Raw genomic sequence first — 17,630 nt, 5'->3', positions numbered from 1 at the left:
GAACGGCGTGCGGCAGCCGCATGCCCGAAGCATCGAGGAACACCATGAACAAAAGGCCACGCACCCCCCTGCTCACCCTCGGCGGAATCGCACTCGTCGCCGCCGCGGCCACGGCATGCACCACCGATGCCGGCACGGGCAGTACGACCACGGAGTCGAAGTCGTTCGGCTTCAGCGGCGACAGCCTGACCGTGAAGGCGGATTCCGCCGACCTCGAACTCCGGGCCGCCGACGTCCAGGGCCTTCAGGTGGAACGCAAGGTCAGCGGCACGAAGGTGGGCGGGGACATCACACCCGAGTGGCGGCTCGAAGGGAGCACGCTCACCCTCTCGCTGGACTGCACGGGAATCTCCGTCAACTGCAAGGCGGCGTACACGGTGAAGGTTCCGCGCGACGTCGCGATCACGGCCGAGAACGACAAGGGCCTCATCAAGGCCACGGGCTTCACCGCCGACTTCGCCGCCAGATCCGGTGACAGCGACGTGCGGTTGTCGGAACTCAGCGGGGCCCGCCTGGACCTGGAGAGCCACGACGGAGACATCAAGGGCGACGGGATCTCCGCGAAGTCGGTCACGGTCACCTCGAGGAACGGCGACACCGATCTGGGACTCGCGTCCGTACCCGACCTCGCCGACATACGGAGCCGGGACGGCGACATCGCGCTCCACCTGCCGGATGCGGCGTACGCGGTCGACACGACCGCCAAGAAGGGCGACATCACCGTGGACGTCACCAAGGACGACACGAGCGATCATGCGGTGAACGTCCACACGCGCAACGGCGACGTCGTTGTCGGCAGGACGTCCTGAGGGCTGTCCCGCAGGCCCGGGCGAGCGCACAGGCGTCACGGGGCGGCCCCCGGCCAGGATCGCCATGCCTCATGCGGGCGGCATGAAGGGCCGTCGCATGCCGGCGGGTCTCAGTTCTGGTTCACCGGCCAGACCGCCGCCGGGTCGCAGTGGCCGGGGCAGGCCAGCAGATAGACCTCGTTGCCGAGGAACATGTTGTACGTGTCGGCCCCGACGCTGTACGGCTGCTCGGGCAGGCCGGGGTGGACCTCGAACTCCATGTCTTCGGGGACCTGGCACAGGTACTCCAGCTCGGCCCCGCAGGCGCAGGTGTGCCCCTCGGGGTCCTGGGCCCAGGAAGGGGTGCCGCCGACCTTGAAGTCCTGCCGCCCCAGGCCGCGGGCGCTCGGGGTCTCCGCGTACGGGCGGAGCATGAGTCGCTTCGCCCGTACGGAGGGCTCGCACTCCTCGGTGGGCCGGTCCGCGCCGCGCTGGAGCAGGACACGCCAGAAGGGGCCCGGGTACGGATCCTGGGGGGCCTCCCAGTAACGGGGTACGAGGGCTCCGCCCTCGTACGTGGCGTCGGTGGCCTCGTTGTGCGCGCGGCAGTGGAAGACCAGAAGGTGGTCCCCGCCGAAGTGCGCGATGTCGGGGGGCACATCGAGCTGGAAGAACAGGGCCAGCCGCTCGCCGCAGAAGCAGGTAGGCCAGTCCTGTCCGGCGTCGAGGAAGGGGTGGCCGCCGAGGGAGTTCCGCGCCGGCCCGTCCAGCGGAGCGGTCCCGACCTCGATGGCATGGGCGGGCAGCGCGACCCGCGTCTCCCGCATCTCTGTTTCCGGCATCCGGTCACCCTAGGACGGGGACCGGCATCCGGCACAGGGGCCCCGGCACCGCGGGTTGCTGATCGCGGCGAACTCCGCCTGCACCGATGCGCTTGGGCAGGAGTCCTCCCGCTCGCGCCGCGACACCGGTGACGTACACGACGGTGTCTCCGGTACCGACGGGCGGCACAGGGGTCCGGGTTCCCGCCACCGCGTGCTTTTCCCGCGGGCCCGGGACGGCGGACGGCCCGCGGCGCCCGGAACAGCTTCGGGCCGACGGTGCGTCACCGTCGGCCCGAAGCCACGTACTCGCGCTCCAACGGCGCTGGCCTGCGGCTACAGCACCGGCAGCAGGGCCTTCAGCTCGAAGGCGGTGACCTCGCTGCGGTACTCCTCCCACTCCTGCTTCTTGTTGCGCAGGAAGAAGTCGAAGACGTGCTCGCCGAGCGTCTCGGCGACCAGTTCGCTCTTCTCCATCAGCGCGATCGCCTCGCCCAGGTTCTGCGGCAGCGGCTCGATGCCCATCGCGCGGCGCTCGGCGTCGGACAGGGCCCAGACGTCGTCGTCGGCGCCGGCCGGGAGTTCGTAGCCCTCCTCGATGCCCTTGAGGCCCGCGGCCAGCAGCACCGCGTACGTCAGGTAGGGGTTGGCGCCGGAGTCGATGGAGCGGACCTCGACGCGGGCCGAGCCGGTCTTGCCGGGCTTGTACATGGGGACGCGGATCAGGGCGGAGCGGTTGTTGTGGCCCCAGCAGATGTACGAGGGGGCCTCGCCGCCGGCGCCCGCGGCGCGGGAGGAGCCGCCCCAGATGCGCTTGTAGGAGTTGACCCACTGGTTGGTGACGGCGGAGATCTCCGCGGCGTGCTTGAGCAGGCCCGCGATGAAGGAGCGGCCCACCTTCGAAAGCTGGTACTCGGCGCCGGACTCGTAGAACGCGTTGCGGTCGCCCTCGAAGAGGGAGAGGTGGGTGTGCATGCCCGAGCCGGGGTACTCCGAGAACGGCTTCGGCATGAAGGTCGCCTGCACGCCCTGCTCCAGCGCGACCTGCTTCATGACCAGGCGGAAGGTCATGATGTTGTCGGCCGTGGAGAGCGCGTCCGCGTACCGCAGGTCGATCTCCTGCTGGCCGGGGGCGCCCTCGTGGTGGCTGAACTCGACCGAGATGCCCATCGATTCGAGCATGGTGATCGCCTGGCGGCGGAAGTCCATGCCGACGTTCTGCGGCGTGTGGTCGAAGTAGCCGGAGCTGTCCGCCGGGGTGGGGCGGGTGCCGTCGACCGGCTTGTTCTTCAGCAGGAAGAACTCGATCTCCGGGTGGGTGTAGAAGGTGAAGCCCAGGTCGGAGGTCTTGGCCAGGATGCGCTTGAGCACGTACCGCGGGTCGGCGAAGGAGGGCGAGCCGTCCGGCATCAGGATGTCGCAGAACATCCGGGCCGTGCCGGGGGCCTCCGCGCGCCAGGGCAGGATCTGGAACGTGCCCGGGTCCGGCTTGGCGATCATGTCCGACTCGTACACCCGGGCGAAGCCCTCGATGGCCGAGCCGTCGAAGCCGATCCCCTCGTCAAACGCCTGTTCCAGCTCGGCAGGGGCCACGGCCACGGACTTGAGGTAACCGAGCACGTCGGTGAACCACAGCCGTACGAACCGGATGTCGCGTTCCTCAAGTGTCCTGAGGACGAATTCCTGCTGCTTGTCCATAGCCACATCCTTGCAGTTCAGACGGTCCGTGCACCACCGCCCGGGGTAAGGGGGAAAGTCCAGTATCACGACCCCGGATTTCACCCAGATTACGCACCCGACGTGAGATGGAGCACTCGGCCACCCACTACGATCGTCGGCCACGGTGTGCATGGGGTGCGGCGGCCTCGCAACTGCCCTGCGCGCACCGCTCTCCCGACCCGTTCCGCCCCCTCATCGCCCCTTCGCAGAAGGATCCACGACATGAGCTTCGACCGCAGGACCCGCATAGAGCAGATGCGCAAGGCCGACCGCGCGCGTGACCGCCGCACCCGTGTACTCGTCATCAGCCTCAGCGCCGTCGTCGTCGCAGGTCTCGTCGGCTTCGGTGCCTACACGCTCGTCGACAGGGCCGACTCCTCGGCGGACCGGAAGGCCTCGGACGCCAAGAACGCCGAACAGTCCGCGGCGGAGAAGGAGGAGCTGGCCAAGGGGACGATCTCGGGCGAGAAGACATGGGACGCGAAGAAGCTGACCCGCAACCACGTCACCGAGACCGTCACGTACCCGATGAAGCCGCCGGTCGGCGGTGACCACAGCCCCGTCTGGATGAACTGCGACGGCGAGGTATACGAAAAGGCGATCCCCGACATGAACGCCGTGCACGCGCTGGAGCACGGATCGGTGTGGGTGACCTACACGGACAAGGCCTCGGCCGCCGATGTGGACAAGCTCGCCGAGCGGGTCTCGACGACGCCGTACTCGCTGATGAGCCCGTACAAGGACCAGGCCGGCGCCATCATGCTGAGCGCCTGGGGCAAGCAGGTCACAGTGGACAGTGCCGATGACCGCCGGGTGGCGCAGTTCTTCGCCAAGTACGTGCAGGGCCCGCAGACGCCCGAGCCGGGGGCCGCGTGCACCGGCGGGCGGGCGACTCCGTGACGGAGACGACAGAGGCCGCGGAAGAGGCGGACGCGGACGCGGCAACGGTGCCGGAGCGCACCCGGCGCACCTGGTGGGCGGCGGGTTCCGCCGTCGTGATCGCGCTGCTGTTCGCGGGGGCGGCGAGCGTCGCGGCCGCTCGGGACGAGGGGGCGGACCACCACACGGCGGCCCCTGCCACGCAGAGCCCGGCGACCGATTCGGCGGACGCCGGGTTCGCCCGCGACATGGCCGTCCACCACCAGCAGGCCGTGGAGATGTCCTTCATCGTGCGCGACCGCACCCAGGACGAGGACGTGCGCCGTCTGGCGTACGACATCGCCAACACGCAGGCCAACCAGCGCGGCATGCTGCTCGGCTGGCTGGACCTGTGGGAGCTGCCGAAGGCCGCCGCCGGGCAGGAGCCGATGGCCTGGATGACGGCCGGAGGGCACGCGGGCCACGACATGGCGGGGATGCCCGGGATGACTGCGATGCCTGGGATGGCGCAAACGGACGGCGGCTACAAGGCCCACGACGGATCCCTGATGCCCGGCATGGCGACCCGTACCGAGCTCGACCGGCTCCGCGGGGCCAGTGGCAGGCAGGCCGAGATCCTGTACCTCCAGCTGATGACCGACCACCACAAGGGCGGGATCGACATGGCCCGCGGCTGCGCGGACCTGTGCAGCGTGAAGGCGGAGAAGCGACTGGCCCGGGGCATGGTCGCGGGCCAGCAGTCCGAGCTGGAGGCCATGGCCGGGATGCTGGCGGAACGGGGCGCCGCACCCCGGCCCGGGAAGACGTCCGGGAAGACGTCCTGAGGGGGCCGGACAGGTGTCCTGAGGGGGCCGGCAGCCGGGGCCGTCCCTCGCGGCTGCACCCGAATGGGTGAGAGCGGTCGCGAGCCCCGGGCGTGCCCATGACGATGGGTTCGCTCGGGGTCGTACGGAAGTGCCCGTCGGCACGCAGGAGGAATCCCCCATGACCACCGCCAAGGACATCATGCACACCGGCGCCACCTGGATCCCCGCGCACGAGACCCTCGACCGGGCCGCCCAGATGATGCGCGACCACAACGTCGGCGCGCTGCCCATCTCGGAGAACGGCGACCAGGACCGGATGGTCGGCATCCTCACGGACCGCGACATCGTGGTCGCCTGTGTGGCGATGGGCCGGGACCCGTCGAAGGTGACCGCCGGCGAGCTCGCCCAGGGCACGCCGCGCTGGATCGACGCGGGAGCCCAGGTGGAGGCGGTGCTGGAGGAGATGCAGACCCACCGGATCCGCAGGCTGCCCGTCGTGGAGAACAAGAAGCTGATCGGCATGATCAGCGAGGCCGATCTGGCCCAGCACCTCTCCGACGACCAGATCGCCGGCTGGGCGGAGAAGGTCTACTCCCGCAACTGACGCGCCCCGTACGACCGGACGACCCGCCTCCCCGCGCCGCGCGGGGAGGCGGAGACCGAGACGGTCTGCCCCTTTCCCACCCCGCGCCGCGCGGGGGAGGCGGGCCATCGCCACCCGCTTGCCCGACATGGGTAATCTGTCCGACATGTCCGTTCAGTTGACCCGACGTGCCGTGCTCGGCGCGTCGATCGCCCTTGCCGGTACGGGAGTTCTCGCCGACCGCGCCGCCGCGTCCCACTCCCCCACGAGCCACCCGGCCCCGGCCGCCACCACCGCCCCGGAGGGCTACGTCTCCCCCGACGGGCCGGAAGTCGCCGCGGCCGAGAAGCGGCGGGGCGCCGGCCCCGAGCGCGGGGCGACCCTGACCGCGACCCCGTCCCGGCTCGACCTGGGCGGCGGGCGCACCGTCAGCTCGTGGGCGTACGGGGACCGGCTCCCCGGACAGGAGATCCGGGTCACCGCGGGCGACACGCTCGCCCTCACCCTCGCCAACCACCTGCCGCAGTCCACCTCGCTGCACTGGCACGGACTCGCCCTGCGCAACGACATGGACGGCGTACCCGGGCTGACCCAGCGGGCCGTCGAGGCGGGGGCGGACTTCACCTACCGGTTCGCGGTGCCGGACCCGGGCACGTACTGGCTCCACCCGCACTCGGGCGTCCAGCTGGACCGCGGGCTGTACGCGCCGCTGATCGTGGAGGACCCGAGGGAGCCCCTCGGCTACGACAGGGAGTGGGTCGTCGTCCTGGACGACTGGGTCGACGGCGTCGACGGCTCCACCCCCGACGCCGTGCTCCAGGAACTCACCGGGGGCAGCGGCCACAGCGGGCACGCCATGCCGGCCCCCGCCCCGCCCGCGAGCGGCGGGCCCTCACGGATGCTGAGGGGCGCCACCAGCGAGCTGCTGGGCGGCGACGCCGGCGACGTGGCCTACCCGTACTACCTGGTCAACGGCCGCGTACCCGAGGATCCGTCCGCCTTCACCGCACGGCCGGGCGACCGGATCCGGCTGCGGATCATCAACGCGGGCGGCGACACCGCCTTCCGGGTCGCGCTCGGCGGCCACCGCATGACGGTGACGCACACCGACGGCTTCCCGGTCCGGCACACCGCGACGGACGCCCTGCTGATCGGGATGGGTGAGCGGTACGACGTGCTGGTCACCGCCGGGGACGGGGTGTTCCCGCTGACCGCCCTGGCCGAGGGCAAGAAGGCCTCCGCGATGGCCCTGCTGCGGACCGGGAGCGGCGCGGCGCCCGGCGCGGCCGTGCGGCCGAAGGAGCTGGACGGCGAGCTGGTGACGGCCGACCGGCTCTCCCCGGACGCCTCCGTGGCCCTGCCCGCCCGCGCACCCGACCGGACGGTGCTGATGAGGCTGACGGGGTCCATGGAGGCGTACGACTGGGCTTTCGACAGGAAGCCGTACACCCCCGACCAGCGCCACCCGGTGAAGGCCGGGGAGCGGGTCCGGATGGAGTTCCGCAATCCGACGGCGATGTGGCACCCGATCCATCTGCACGGACACACCTTCGCGCTGGCCGGGGATGCGTCCGGGGCCCGCAAGGACACCGCGATCGTGCTTCCCCGGCAGACGCTGACCGTCGACTTCGACGCGGACAACCCGGGCCTGTGGATGCTCCACTGCCACAACCTCTACCACGCGGAGGCGGGCATGATGACGGTCCTCGGCTACCTCCGCTGACGGCCTCGCCGGCGGGCCGTGGCGCCTTTCTCCCGGCCCGCCAGGACATTGCGTCAGTCAGACGATTACACTGGGCGGCGTGCCTCAACTACGCCTCGCTCTGAATCAGATCGACTCGACCGTCGGCGACCTCGCCGGCAACACCGAGTCGATCCTCCACTGGACCCGGCACTCCGCCGAACAGGGCGCCCACCTGGTGGCGTTCCCCGAGATGGTGCTGACCGGTTACCCCGTCGAGGACCTGGCCCTGCGGTCGTCCTTCGTCGAGGCGTCGCGGGACGCGCTGCGTGCGCTCGCCGCGCGCCTGGACGCGGAGGGCTTCGGGGAACTCCCGGTCGTCGTCGGCTACCTCGACCGTTCCGAGCACGCCGCGCCCCGCTACGGCCAGCCCGCCGGGTCGCCGCGCAACGCCGCCGCGGTCCTGCACCGCGGGCGGATCGCGCTGAACTTCGCCAAGCACCACCTGCCCAACTACGGCGTCTTCGACGAGTTCCGGTACTTCGTACCGGGCGACTCGATGCCCGTCGTCCGGGTGCACGGCATCGACGTGGCACTCGCGATCTGCGAGGACCTCTGGCAGGACGGCGGCCGCGTACCGGCCGCGCGCGCCGCCGGGGCCGGGCTGCTGCTGTCGATCAACGCCTCGCCGTACGAGCGGGACAAGGACGACACCCGCCTGGAACTGGTCCGCAAGCGGGCCCAGGAGGCCGGCTGCACGACCGCGTACCTCGCGATGATCGGCGGCCAGGACGAGCTGGTCTTCGACGGCGACTCGATCGTCGTCGACAGGAACGGCGAAGTGATCGCCCGCGCCCCGCAGTTCTCCGAGGGCAGCGTGATCCTCGACCTCGACCTGCCGGCCGCCTCGCCCGAGGCGCCGTCCGGTGTGGTGAACGACGGCCTGCGGATCGACCATGTGGTCCTCTCCGAGGAGCCGCTGCCCGCGTACGGGGCGGAGCTGACCGGTGGGTACGCGGAGCGGCTCGACGACGACGAGGAGCTGTACTCGGCGCTCGTCGTGGGCCTGCGGGCGTACGCGGCGAAGAACGGCTTCAGCAGTGTGCTGGTCGGGCTCTCCGGCGGGATCGACTCGGCGCTGGTCGCGGCGATCGCCTGCGACGCGCTGGGCGCGCAGCACGTGTACGGCATCTCGATGCCGTCGAAGTACTCCTCGGACCACTCCAAGGGCGACGCGGCCGAGCTGGCGCGGCGTACCGGTCTGAACTTCCGGACCGTACCGATCGAGCCGATGTTCGACGCGTACATGGGCTCGCTGGGGCTCACGGGCCTCGCCGAGGAGAACCTGCAGTCGCGGCTGCGCGGCACGATGCTGATGGCCGTGTCCAACCAGGAGGGCCAGATCGTCCTGGCGCCGGGCAACAAGTCGGAGCTGGCGGTCGGTTACTCGACGCTGTACGGCGACTCCGTCGGTGCGTACGGGCCGATCAAGGACGTCTACAAGACGTCGGTCTTCCGGCTGGCGAAGTGGCGCAACCGGGCCGCCGAGGAGCGCGGGCAGACGCCGCCGATCCCGGAGGCGTCCATCACCAAGCCGCCCAGCGCGGAGCTGCGTCCCGGCCAGGTCGACACGGACTCGCTGCCCGACTACGACGTGCTGGACCGGATCCTGGAGATGTACGTCGACCGGGACCAGGGCCTCGACGCGATCGTCGCGGCCGGGTTCGACGCGGAGCTGGTGGCGAAGACGCTGCGGATGGTGGACACCGCGGAGTACAAGCGGCGGCAGTATCCGCCGGGCACGAAGATCTCGCCCAAGGGCTTCGGCAAGGACCGGCGGCTGCCGATCACGAACCGGTGGCGCGAGTCCGGCTGACGCCTGGGTTGGGGTTACGGGGCCGTCCCGTGCGGGTCGAGGTGACCGGCCCGGACGGGTGGGCGGTCCCGCCCGCCCGTCCGGGTGGGAGTGTTTCCGGCCCGCCCGGCCGAGGGTTCTGTCCTCAATCGCCGGACGGGCTTGATTGCCCGGGCCCGGCAGCCCGACATCGCCCGGGAGCCCCGCATGGCCCGGCAGTCCCGCATGGGATCAGTGGACGTCCGCGTCGGACTTCCGCGGGGCGGCCGTCGTCGCGCGGGCCACCACCCTCGACGGGGTCCGGTCGCGGTCCAGAACGCCCGCCGTGACCGCCACCGCGAGGCCCGCGACGGCCAGCACCGCGCCGACCAGGGCCGGGGAGGTCCAGCCCCAGCCCGCCGCGATGGCCACGCCGCCCAGCCACGCGCCGCCCGCGTTGGCCAGGTTGAAGGCGGAGTGGTTGGAGGCGGACGCCAGGGTCGGGGCGTCCTTGGCCTTGTTCATGACGAGCATCTGCAACGGCGTCGTCGTCATGAAGCCGACCCCGCCCAGCAGCACGACCATCACCAGCGCGGCCCACTGCACATGGGCGGCGAAGGGGAAGACGACCAGGACGACGGCGAGCGCGCCCAGCGAGCCGTACAGCGTGGGTCGCAGCGCCCGGTCCGTGAGCGGGCCCGCGGCCAGTGCGCCCAGGGTCATGCCGATGCCGAAGAGCGCGAGCACCAGGGTCACCGAGGACTCGCCGAAGCCCATCGCCTCGGTCGTCATCGCCGAGAGGTAGGAGTACACGGCGAAGACCCCGGCGAAGCCGAAGACGGCGGTGAGCAGCCCGAGCAGGACCTGACGGTTGCCCAGGGCGCGCAGCTCGTGGCGTACGTTCTGGTGCGCCTCGACCGGGATCTGCGGGACGAGGCGGGCGAGCGCGGCCATCGCGCACAGCCCGATCACCGCGACCACCAGGAACGTGGCCCGCCAGCCGAGGTGCTGGCCCAGCAGGGTGGCCGCCGGGACTCCGACGATGTTGGCGACGGTCAGGCCGAGGAACATGGTCGCCACGGCCCGTGCCTGGCGCCCGTCGGCCACCAGCCGGGCGGCGACGACCGCACCGACGCCGAAGAAGGCGCCGTGCGGCAGCCCGGCCAGCACCCGCCCGGCGAGCAGCCAGCCGAAGCCCGGAGCCAGCGCGGAGGCGAGGTTGCCGACGGTGAACAGGGCCATCAGGAGCAGGAGCATCCGTTTGCGCGGGATGCGCGAGCCGACGGCGGTGAGCAGCGGGGCGCCGAGCACCACGCCGATCGCGTACGCCGACACGAGGTAGCCCGCGGTGGGGACGGAGGTGCCCAGATCGTCCGCGACGTTGGGCAGCAGGCCCATCATCACGAACTCCGTAGTACCGATGCCGAAGGCGCTCACCGCGAGTGCGAGCAGTGCCAGTGGCATGAAGAGAGACCTTTCCGAAGTGGGCCCCGTACGCTCCGGCCGGGCCCGGTGGGGCCTCGGGGAGCGGAAGGGGGCAGGAGGGAACGCGGCCGTACGTGCGCCGGCGCGGGCCGGCCGGGGCCGGATCGCACGGTGACGGACCGGCTTCCTCGCCGGCGGCCTTGTTCCCGTTCGGAACAAAGTCTCTCAGACGTTTGGTGCCGGGAGGTAAACGGACCGTTTCGTCAGAGTTTGACGCGGGCGGCGATCGGAAGATGGTCACTGTCCGTGGCCGGGAGCGTCCACGACGACATCGGCTCGACGCCCTTCACCATGATCTGGTCGATCCGGGCCATCGGGAACGAGGCGGGCCAGCTGAATCCGAACCCGTCACCGGCCGCGCCCTGGGTGGAGCGCATCTGGGCGGTGACCGCGTGGAGCGAGCGGTCGTTCATCGTCCCGTTGAGGTCGCCGAGCAGGGCGACCCGTTCCAGCGGTTCGTGGGAGATGGCCTCGCCGAGGGCGTCCGCGCTCTGGTCCCGCTGGCTGGCGGTGAATCCGGCGTGCAGCTTGACCCGTACCGAGGGAAGGTGCGCGACGTAGAACGCCATCGGGCCCCGGGGGGTGGTGACGGTGGTCCGCATGGCGCGGACCCAGCCCATCTTGATGTCCACCGGGCGGGTGTCGCTCAGGGGGTACTTGCTCCACAGCCCGACGGTCCCCTGCACCGAGTGGTACGGGAAGCGGCCGGCCAGCGCCGACTCGTACGCCGCGACCTTGCCGCTGGGGAGTTCCTGGAGGGCGACGACGTCGGCGCCCGAGCCGGCGACCTGCTGGGCGGTGCCCTTGGGGTCGGGGTTGTCCGCGTTGACGTTGTGGGTGGCGACGGTGAGATCGCCGCCGCTGCCCGACTTGTCGGTGAGCAGCCCCCCGAAGAGGTTGAACCAGACCACGACCGGCAGCAGCAGGGCGACCAGCGCGGTCGCCGAGCGGCGCACCAGGCCCAGGATCAGCAGCAGCGGGACGAAGACGGCGCACCACGGGAGGAACGTCTCGGTGAGGCTGCCCAGGTTGCCGATGGTGTTCGGGATCTGGGCGTGCAGGAGCATCACGAGAGTCAGCAGGACGGAGCAGCCGGCCAGGACGATCCCCCGCCGCCAGATGCCGCGGTCCCGGGTCAGTCTGTCGCGCAGGTCCCGGAAGCGGGATCCGGTGCGCTGCGGTTCCGCGCTGCCGTTCCCGGTGTCCGCCCTGTACGCCTGCACCATTGCGCTGTCCTCACTGCCTTGCCGTACACATCGCCGCGCCCCACGACCCTAGGCGATGCGCGATGTCTTTACGGCCGTCGGCGACGGCCGCACTGCCGGGAGGACGCCGCGGGCGGTGCGGCAGGTTCCGGTCGCGGGGCGTCCGTGGTGCCTTGTGACAGAACGATCACACTCGGCCCGGAGCCCGGGCGCGTCAGCCGTGCGTCAGCTTGTGACCTGCGTCTTCACCGGATGCCGCGGCGGCGGCCCGCGGCCCGAGGCCCTCGATCAGCAGGCCGATGATGCGGTCGGCGAGGTCCTCGGGGAGCGGCGCATCGGGCCGGTGGATGGTGCGTACGAGCATGGGGCCGAGGAACAGGTCGTCCATCAGTTCCACGTCCGTGTCGCCCCGCAGCTCGCCCGCCGCGACGGCACGGCCGACGGCGGCGAGCATCGCGGCCCGGCGGGGTGCGATCACGGTGCCCTGGTACTCGGTCCACAGCTTGGGATGGCTCTTCATCTGCGCGAAGACGTTGTGCAGCAGTACCGAGGAGCGCTGGGCGAGTCCCCTGGTGCGCATGGACTCCAGCAGCACGCGCAGGTCGGCGAGGCCGCCGGTGCCGGAGACGTCGGGTTCCGGCGGCTCGATGTCGCGCAGGACGTCGACGAAGAGTTCTTCCTTGCCGGCCCAGCGCCGGTAGATGGTGGCCTTGCCCACGCCGGCCGTGCGGGCGATCCGTTCGATGGACAGGCCGGCGAGGGGCTCGCCGGCCTCCAGGAGCTCGACGACGGCGTCCAGGATGGACCGCTCGGCGGCGGCGCTGCGGGGGCGGCCGCGGCGGGGCTCGGAATCGTCCCCGGGGTGGGGCTCCCGGTCCTGGCCGCCGTGGGCCTCCGGCTCCGGGTCTCGGCCGTCGTGGACCTGCGGCTCGGGGCCCCGGTCGTCGTCGGGGGCCTGCCGGTCGCGCTCCCCGGGGACCCGGGCGTCCCGGTCCGCTGCCTGAGCCTGCACGTGGAACCACCTTTCACCGCCCCCGATTCTCGCCGACGCGGGAGGCGCCCGGCCTCTTCGGGGCCGGGCGCGTCCGCACCGCCTCAGCGCCCGGCGTCCGCGGGCACCGTCCGCTCGTCCCGTGCGACCGCCGGCTCGGGACGCCGCCGGCCCGGCAGGAACAGGGCGACCACGATCGTCCCGATCAGGGCGACGGCCGCCGAGCCGATGGCCGTGACGTGCATGGCGCCCATGAACGCGTCGTGCGCGGCGGACACCAGCGGGGTGCCCGCCGGGCCCATCTTCTCCGCGACGCCGAGCGTCGCCTCGATCGACTCGCCCGCCACCTCCCTGGCCGCGGCCGGTACGGCGTCGAGGTGCCCCTCGATGTCGCCGCGGTAGACCGTGGACAGCACCGAGCCGAGGACGGCGATCCCGAGGGCGCCGCCGACCTGCCGGAACACGTTGTTGACGGCCGAGCCCGATCCGGCCTTCTCCCGGGGCAGCGCCTGCATCACGGCGACGGTGACCGGGGGCATCACATGGGCCATGCCCGTGCCCTGGACGAAGAAGACCAGACACATGACCCAGACCGGGGTCGTGGCGTCGAACAGGGCGAACGCCGCCAGCCCGATGGCGACCAGCAGCATGCCCGCGGTGCAGACGGCACGGGCGCCGAAGCGGTCGACCACGAGCCGGGCCCGCGGGGCGAAGACCATCTGCGCGACGGCCAGCGGCAGGATCAGCAGCCCGGACTGCAGGGCGCTCCAGCCGCGCACGCTCTGCATGTAGAAGGCGGAGAAGAACGTCACGCCCATCAGCGCGAAGAAGACCAGCGCGATGGCGGCGACGGCGGCGGAGAAGGCCGGCTTCCTGAAGTACGAGATGTCGATGGCCGGGCTGCTGCTGCGCTTCTCGTGGAGGACGAACACGACCAGGACGGCCAGACCGCCGATGATCGGCAGGAGCGCGGAGGCGTCGGTGAAGTCGGCGAGCTCGCCGCCCCGGATGATGCCGTACACCAGCAGCACCAAGCCGACGACGGAGAGCGCCACGCCGAGCGGGTCCAGCCGTCCCGGCTTCGGGTCCCTGGAGTCCGGTACGAGCACGGCCATGGCGATCACCGCGACGACCACGACGGGCACGTTGACCAGGAAGACCGAGCCCCACCAGAAGTGTTCGAGGAGCAGTCCGCCCGTGATCGGGCCGATGGCGATGCCGAGGCCGACGCTGCCGGCCCAGAGGCCGATGGCCTTGGGCTGCTCGTCGCGCTCGAAGACGTTCATCAGGACGGCGAGGGTGGCCGGCATGACGAAGGCGGCGCCGAAGCCCATCACGGCACGCCAGGTGACGAGTTCGCCGGGCGATCCCGACATGGCGGCGAAGGCGGAGCCCACCCCGAACAGGATGATGCCGAAGAGCAGCACCTTCTTGCGCCCGATGCGGTCGCCGAGCAGGCCCGCGGTGAACAGGAGGCCCGCGAAGACCAGCGTGTAGGAGTTGATGGCCCACTCCAGCTCGCTCTGGGTGGCGCCCAGACCGGTGGGTGAGGGAGAGGCGATCGTCTTGACGGCGACGTTCAGGATCGAGTTGTCCAGCACCACGATGAGCAGGCTGAACATCAGGACGGCGAGGATCGCCCAGCGGCGGCGGTGGACCGCCTCGGGGACCTGGGGCACGGCGGCGGGAGCGCCGGACGGTATGGACATGGCCAGAGCTTAACGCCATTTCGATACGAGACCGTCTCGTATTGGAAAGTCTTTACCACCTGCCTGGCACCCGGTGCCAGGCAGGTGCGCGGGCCCACTTCCCGTGAACCGCTCCGGGATGCCACCATGGAAGAGATCCGGGGACGCCGTCAGGGCGCCTCGAGATGACGAAGGAGCCGTTGGCAATGTCGCTTCAGGCTGCGCACCACCAGTCCGCCACACCCCCCGCGGGAGCCCCGTCCGACAGCAGCAAGGCGCTGTACGGAGGAAAGAGCAACCGCCGGGTCACCGTCCACGACATCGCCGCCGCCACCGAGCGCGGCGAGAAGTGGCCCATGCTCACCGCCTACGACGCGATGACCGCGTCCGTCTTCGACGAGGCCGGCATCCCGGTCATGCTCGTCGGCGACTCGATGGGCAACTGTCACCTCGGCTACGAGACCACCGTGCCCGTCACGATGGACGAGATCGCCATCCTGTCCGCCGCCGTCGTCCGGGGCACCAGGCGCGCCCTGATCGTCGCCGACCTGCCCTTCGGGTCGTACCAGGAGAGCCCCGTCCAGGCCCTGCGCAACGCCACCCGGCTGATCAAGGAGTCGGGCGTCGGCGCGGTCAAGCTGGAGGGCGGCGAGCGCAGCCACGAGCAGATCAAGCTCCTGGTCGACGCCGGCATCCCGGTCATGGCCCACATCGGCCTGACCCCGCAGTCCGTCAACGCGATGGGCTACCGCGTGCAGGGCCGCGGCGAGGAGGCCGCCCAGCAGATGCTGCGCGACGCCAAGGCCGTGCAGGACGCGGGCGCGTTCGCCGTCGTCCTGGAGCTCGTACCGTCCGAGCTGGCCGCCGAGGTCACCCGCACCCTGCACATCCCGACCGTGGGCATCGGGGCCGGTCCCGACACCGACGCGCAGGTGCTGGTCTACACCGACATGGTCGGCCTGACCGGCGGCAAGGTGCCGCGCTTCACCAAGCAGTACGCCGACCTGCGCCAGATCCTGGGCGACGCCGCGAAGGCGTACGCGGACGAGGTCGTCGGCGGCACCTTCCCGGCGCCGGAGCACACGTTCCACTAGCGTCTTTCGTCTGGATCAGCCCGGACCCCGCGAGTCCGGCCTGATCCGGACGAGAGCCCTTGGGACCGAACGACCACTGCCGCACCACCGACAGCCCGCCGACATCCCCCATCGGCGGGCTGTCGCCCTGCTGTAGGCGGACTGTCGGTGGGTTGTCGGTGGCGACTGGTCTGATGGTGGACATGACGCGAATCGACAAGAACCCCAGGAACGGCAACAACGCCGTCGAGGTGCGGGGGCTGGTCAAGCACTACGGCTCGACCAAGGCTCTGGACGGCGTGGACCTCGATGTGCGCGAGGGCACCGTCCTCGGCGTGCTCGGCCCCAACGGCGCCGGCAAGACCACCCTCGTACGAGTCCTGTCCACCCTGATCCAGCCCGACGCCGGACACGCGGTCGTGGCGGGCTACGACGTGGTGAAGCAGCCCCGCGCGCTGCGCCGCACCATCGGTCTGACCGGGCAGTACGCCTCGGTCGACGAGAAGCTCTCCGGCTGGGAGAACCTCTACATGATCGGGCGGCTGCTCGACCTCCCGCGCAAGAAGGCCCGTTCGCGCGCCGACGATCTGCTGGAGCGATTCTCGCTCACGGACGCGGCGAAGAAGGCCGCGATGGAGTACTCCGGCGGAATGCGCCGCCGGCTCGACCTCGCCGCCTCCATGATCGGCAGCCCGGCCGTCCTCTATCTGGACGAGCCGACGACGGGGCTCGACCCCCGTACCCGTAACGAGGTCTGGGACGAGGTGCAGCGCATGGTCGCGGAGGGGGCGACCGTGCTGCTCACCACCCAGTACATGGAAGAGGCGGAACAGCTCGCCAACGAGCTCACCGTCATCGACAAGGGACGGATCATCGCCCGCGGCGGTGTCGCCGAGCTGAAGGCCAAGGTCGGCGGCCGCACGCTGCAGATCCAGCCCTCGGACCCGGCCGAACTGGCCGCGATGGCGCAGGCCATCAGGGAGGCCGGCCTCGACGGCGTGGCGGGCGCCCAGGCGGTTCCGGACGAGGGGCTGCTGTACGTACCGATCCTCAGCGACGAGCAGCTCACCGCCGTCATCGGCCTGCTCGGCACCCGGGGCTTCTCGCTGGCGCACGTCGCCACCGCGCTGCCCAGCCTCGACGAGGTCTTCCTCGCCGTCACCGGCGGCAAGGCCACCGTCACCGACACGATCCCCGAGGAGGTCGCGGCATGAGCACGACGACTTTGACGCCCACCCCCACCGGCACGGCCGCGGCCGCCCCGGCCGCGAAGCTCCACGACGAGGGCCGGATCGGGTTGCGGAACAACCTGCGCCACATCGGGGCGCTGGTGCGGCGCAATCTGCTCCAGATCAAGAAGGATCCGGAGTCGATGTTCGACGCGCTCCTGATGCCGGTCATCTTCGTGCTGCTGTTCGTGTACGTCTTCGGCGGCTCCGTCGGCAGCAGCATGGGCGGCGGCCGGCAGGAGTACCTGAACTACCTGATCCCCGGCCTGATGGCGATGATGGGCATGAACATCGCCATGGCCGTCGGCAGCGGTGTCAACGACGACTTCCGCAAGGGGGTCATGGACCGGTTCCGCACCATGCCGATCGCCCGCTCCTCGGTGCTCATCGCCAAGATCGTGGTCGAGCTCGCCCGGATGATGGTCGCCACGCTGATCCTGCTGGGCATGGGATTCGCGCTCGGCATGGAGCTCCACGGCTCGGTGCTCGGGCTGATCGGGGCGATCGGGCTGGCGGCCGCGTTCGGCGCCGCCATCATGTGGATCTTCATCCTGCTCGGACTGTCCATGAAGACGGCTCAGGCCGTCCAGGGAATGGGGATGCTCGTCATGATGCCGCTCCAGTTCGGCTCCTCCATCTTCGCCCCGCCCACGACGATGCCCGGCTGGCTCCAGTCGTTCACCGACTACAACCCGCTGTCCAACCTGGCCGACGCGGCCCGCGCCCTGATGATGGGCACCCCGGTCGGCCACTCGGTCTGGCTGACGCTCGGCTGGACCGTGGTCATCACCGCGGCAACGGCCCCGCTCGCGGTGTCCAAGTTCCGCAAGAAGTCCTGACCGCAGGGT

The 17,630-nt window shown here is 71.0% G+C and carries 15 protein-coding genes; 9 read left to right on the top strand and 6 right to left on the bottom strand.

Annotated features, from left to right (window positions below; genetic code table 11):
• Positions 1–44: 44 nt before the first annotated feature.
• Entirely contained in the window at positions 45–809 is a 765-nt protein-coding gene (locus tag ACGFZA_RS18735; protein WP_393680303.1) for a DUF4097 family beta strand repeat-containing protein, read from the top strand.
• Between the two features lie 110 nt (positions 810–919).
• Here ACGFZA_RS18735 and ACGFZA_RS18730 read toward each other — a convergent pair whose 3' ends face one another.
• A complete protein-coding gene (locus ACGFZA_RS18730) occupies positions 920–1,630 on the bottom strand; it encodes a hypothetical protein (RefSeq protein WP_393680301.1) in 711 nt (236 codons plus the stop codon).
• Positions 1,631–1,945: 315 nt separating this feature from the next.
• The gene (glnA, locus tag ACGFZA_RS18725; protein ID WP_136324925.1) at positions 1,946–3,307 is read right to left on the bottom strand and encodes a type I glutamate--ammonia ligase; all 1,362 of its coding nucleotides are present in this window, start codon (positions 3,305–3,307) and stop codon (positions 1,946–1,948) included.
• Between the two features lie 243 nt (positions 3,308–3,550).
• On the opposite strand from glnA, the gene ACGFZA_RS18720 reads away from it, so the two are divergent.
• The 5 genes from ACGFZA_RS18720 (at position 3,551) to ACGFZA_RS18700 (ending at position 9,153) form a co-directional block, all read left to right on the top strand.
• Positions 3,551–4,228, top strand: coding sequence for a DUF3105 domain-containing protein (locus tag ACGFZA_RS18720; protein ID WP_393680298.1), 678 nt, complete (start codon positions 3,551–3,553; stop codon positions 4,226–4,228).
• Between the two features lie 47 nt (positions 4,229–4,275).
• Positions 4,276–5,031 (top strand): DUF305 domain-containing protein, encoded by a 756-nt coding sequence (locus ACGFZA_RS18715; RefSeq protein ID WP_393680524.1) that lies wholly within the window; start codon positions 4,276–4,278, stop codon positions 5,029–5,031.
• 160 nt (positions 5,032–5,191) lie between these two features.
• Complete coding sequence (locus ACGFZA_RS18710) at positions 5,192–5,617, top strand: CBS domain-containing protein (protein ID WP_385280464.1); 426 nt, start codon at positions 5,192–5,194, stop codon at positions 5,615–5,617.
• 145 nt (positions 5,618–5,762) lie between these two features.
• Entirely contained in the window at positions 5,763–7,319 is a 1,557-nt protein-coding gene (locus ACGFZA_RS18705; protein ID WP_393680296.1) for a multicopper oxidase family protein, read from the top strand.
• Between the two features lie 79 nt (positions 7,320–7,398).
• Positions 7,399–9,153 (top strand): NAD+ synthase, encoded by a 1,755-nt coding sequence (locus tag ACGFZA_RS18700; RefSeq protein WP_385280470.1) that lies wholly within the window; start codon positions 7,399–7,401, stop codon positions 9,151–9,153.
• 210 nt (positions 9,154–9,363) lie between these two features.
• Here the strand turns inward: ACGFZA_RS18700 and ACGFZA_RS18695 are convergent, their stop codons facing one another.
• The 4 genes from ACGFZA_RS18695 to ACGFZA_RS18680 form a co-directional block, all read right to left on the bottom strand.
• On the bottom strand, positions 9,364–10,575 hold the full coding sequence (locus ACGFZA_RS18695) for an MFS transporter (protein WP_393680293.1): 1,212 nt from the start codon (positions 10,573–10,575) through the stop codon (positions 9,364–9,366).
• 224 nt (positions 10,576–10,799) lie between these two features.
• On the bottom strand, positions 10,800–11,822 hold the full coding sequence (locus ACGFZA_RS18690) for an endonuclease/exonuclease/phosphatase family protein (protein ID WP_393680291.1): 1,023 nt from the start codon (positions 11,820–11,822) through the stop codon (positions 10,800–10,802).
• Between the two features lie 193 nt (positions 11,823–12,015).
• Positions 12,016–12,813 (bottom strand): TetR/AcrR family transcriptional regulator, encoded by a 798-nt coding sequence (locus ACGFZA_RS18685; protein WP_393680289.1) that lies wholly within the window; start codon positions 12,811–12,813, stop codon positions 12,016–12,018.
• A gap of 83 nt (positions 12,814–12,896) precedes the next feature.
• Positions 12,897–14,501 (bottom strand): MFS transporter, encoded by a 1,605-nt coding sequence (locus ACGFZA_RS18680; protein WP_393680287.1) that lies wholly within the window; start codon positions 14,499–14,501, stop codon positions 12,897–12,899.
• Between the two features lie 185 nt (positions 14,502–14,686).
• Between ACGFZA_RS18680 and panB the strand changes: the two genes are divergently transcribed.
• The 3 genes from panB (at position 14,687) to ACGFZA_RS18665 (ending at position 17,621) form a co-directional block, all read left to right on the top strand.
• Positions 14,687–15,574: a 3-methyl-2-oxobutanoate hydroxymethyltransferase gene (panB, locus tag ACGFZA_RS18675; protein WP_385280484.1), complete on the top strand. Its 888-nt coding sequence runs from the start codon at positions 14,687–14,689 to the stop codon at positions 15,572–15,574.
• A 173-nt stretch (positions 15,575–15,747) separates the two neighbouring features.
• Entirely contained in the window at positions 15,748–16,767 is a 1,020-nt protein-coding gene (locus ACGFZA_RS18670; RefSeq protein ID WP_393680522.1) for an ATP-binding cassette domain-containing protein, read from the top strand.
• The gene (locus ACGFZA_RS18665; RefSeq protein ID WP_385280487.1) at positions 16,764–17,621 is read left to right on the top strand and encodes an ABC transporter permease; all 858 of its coding nucleotides are present in this window, start codon (positions 16,764–16,766) and stop codon (positions 17,619–17,621) included. The genes ACGFZA_RS18670 and ACGFZA_RS18665 overlap by 4 nt, the downstream gene beginning before the upstream one ends.
• The last annotated feature ends 9 nt before the right edge of the window (positions 17,622–17,630 follow it).

It is taken from the genome of Streptomyces sp. NPDC048211 (genome assembly GCF_043202315.1).
Classification (GTDB): Bacteria; Actinomycetota; Actinomycetes; order Streptomycetales; family Streptomycetaceae; genus Streptomyces.
The sequence above is the reverse complement of the archived record's forward strand: the minus strand, read 5'-3'. Positions and strand labels throughout refer to the sequence as shown.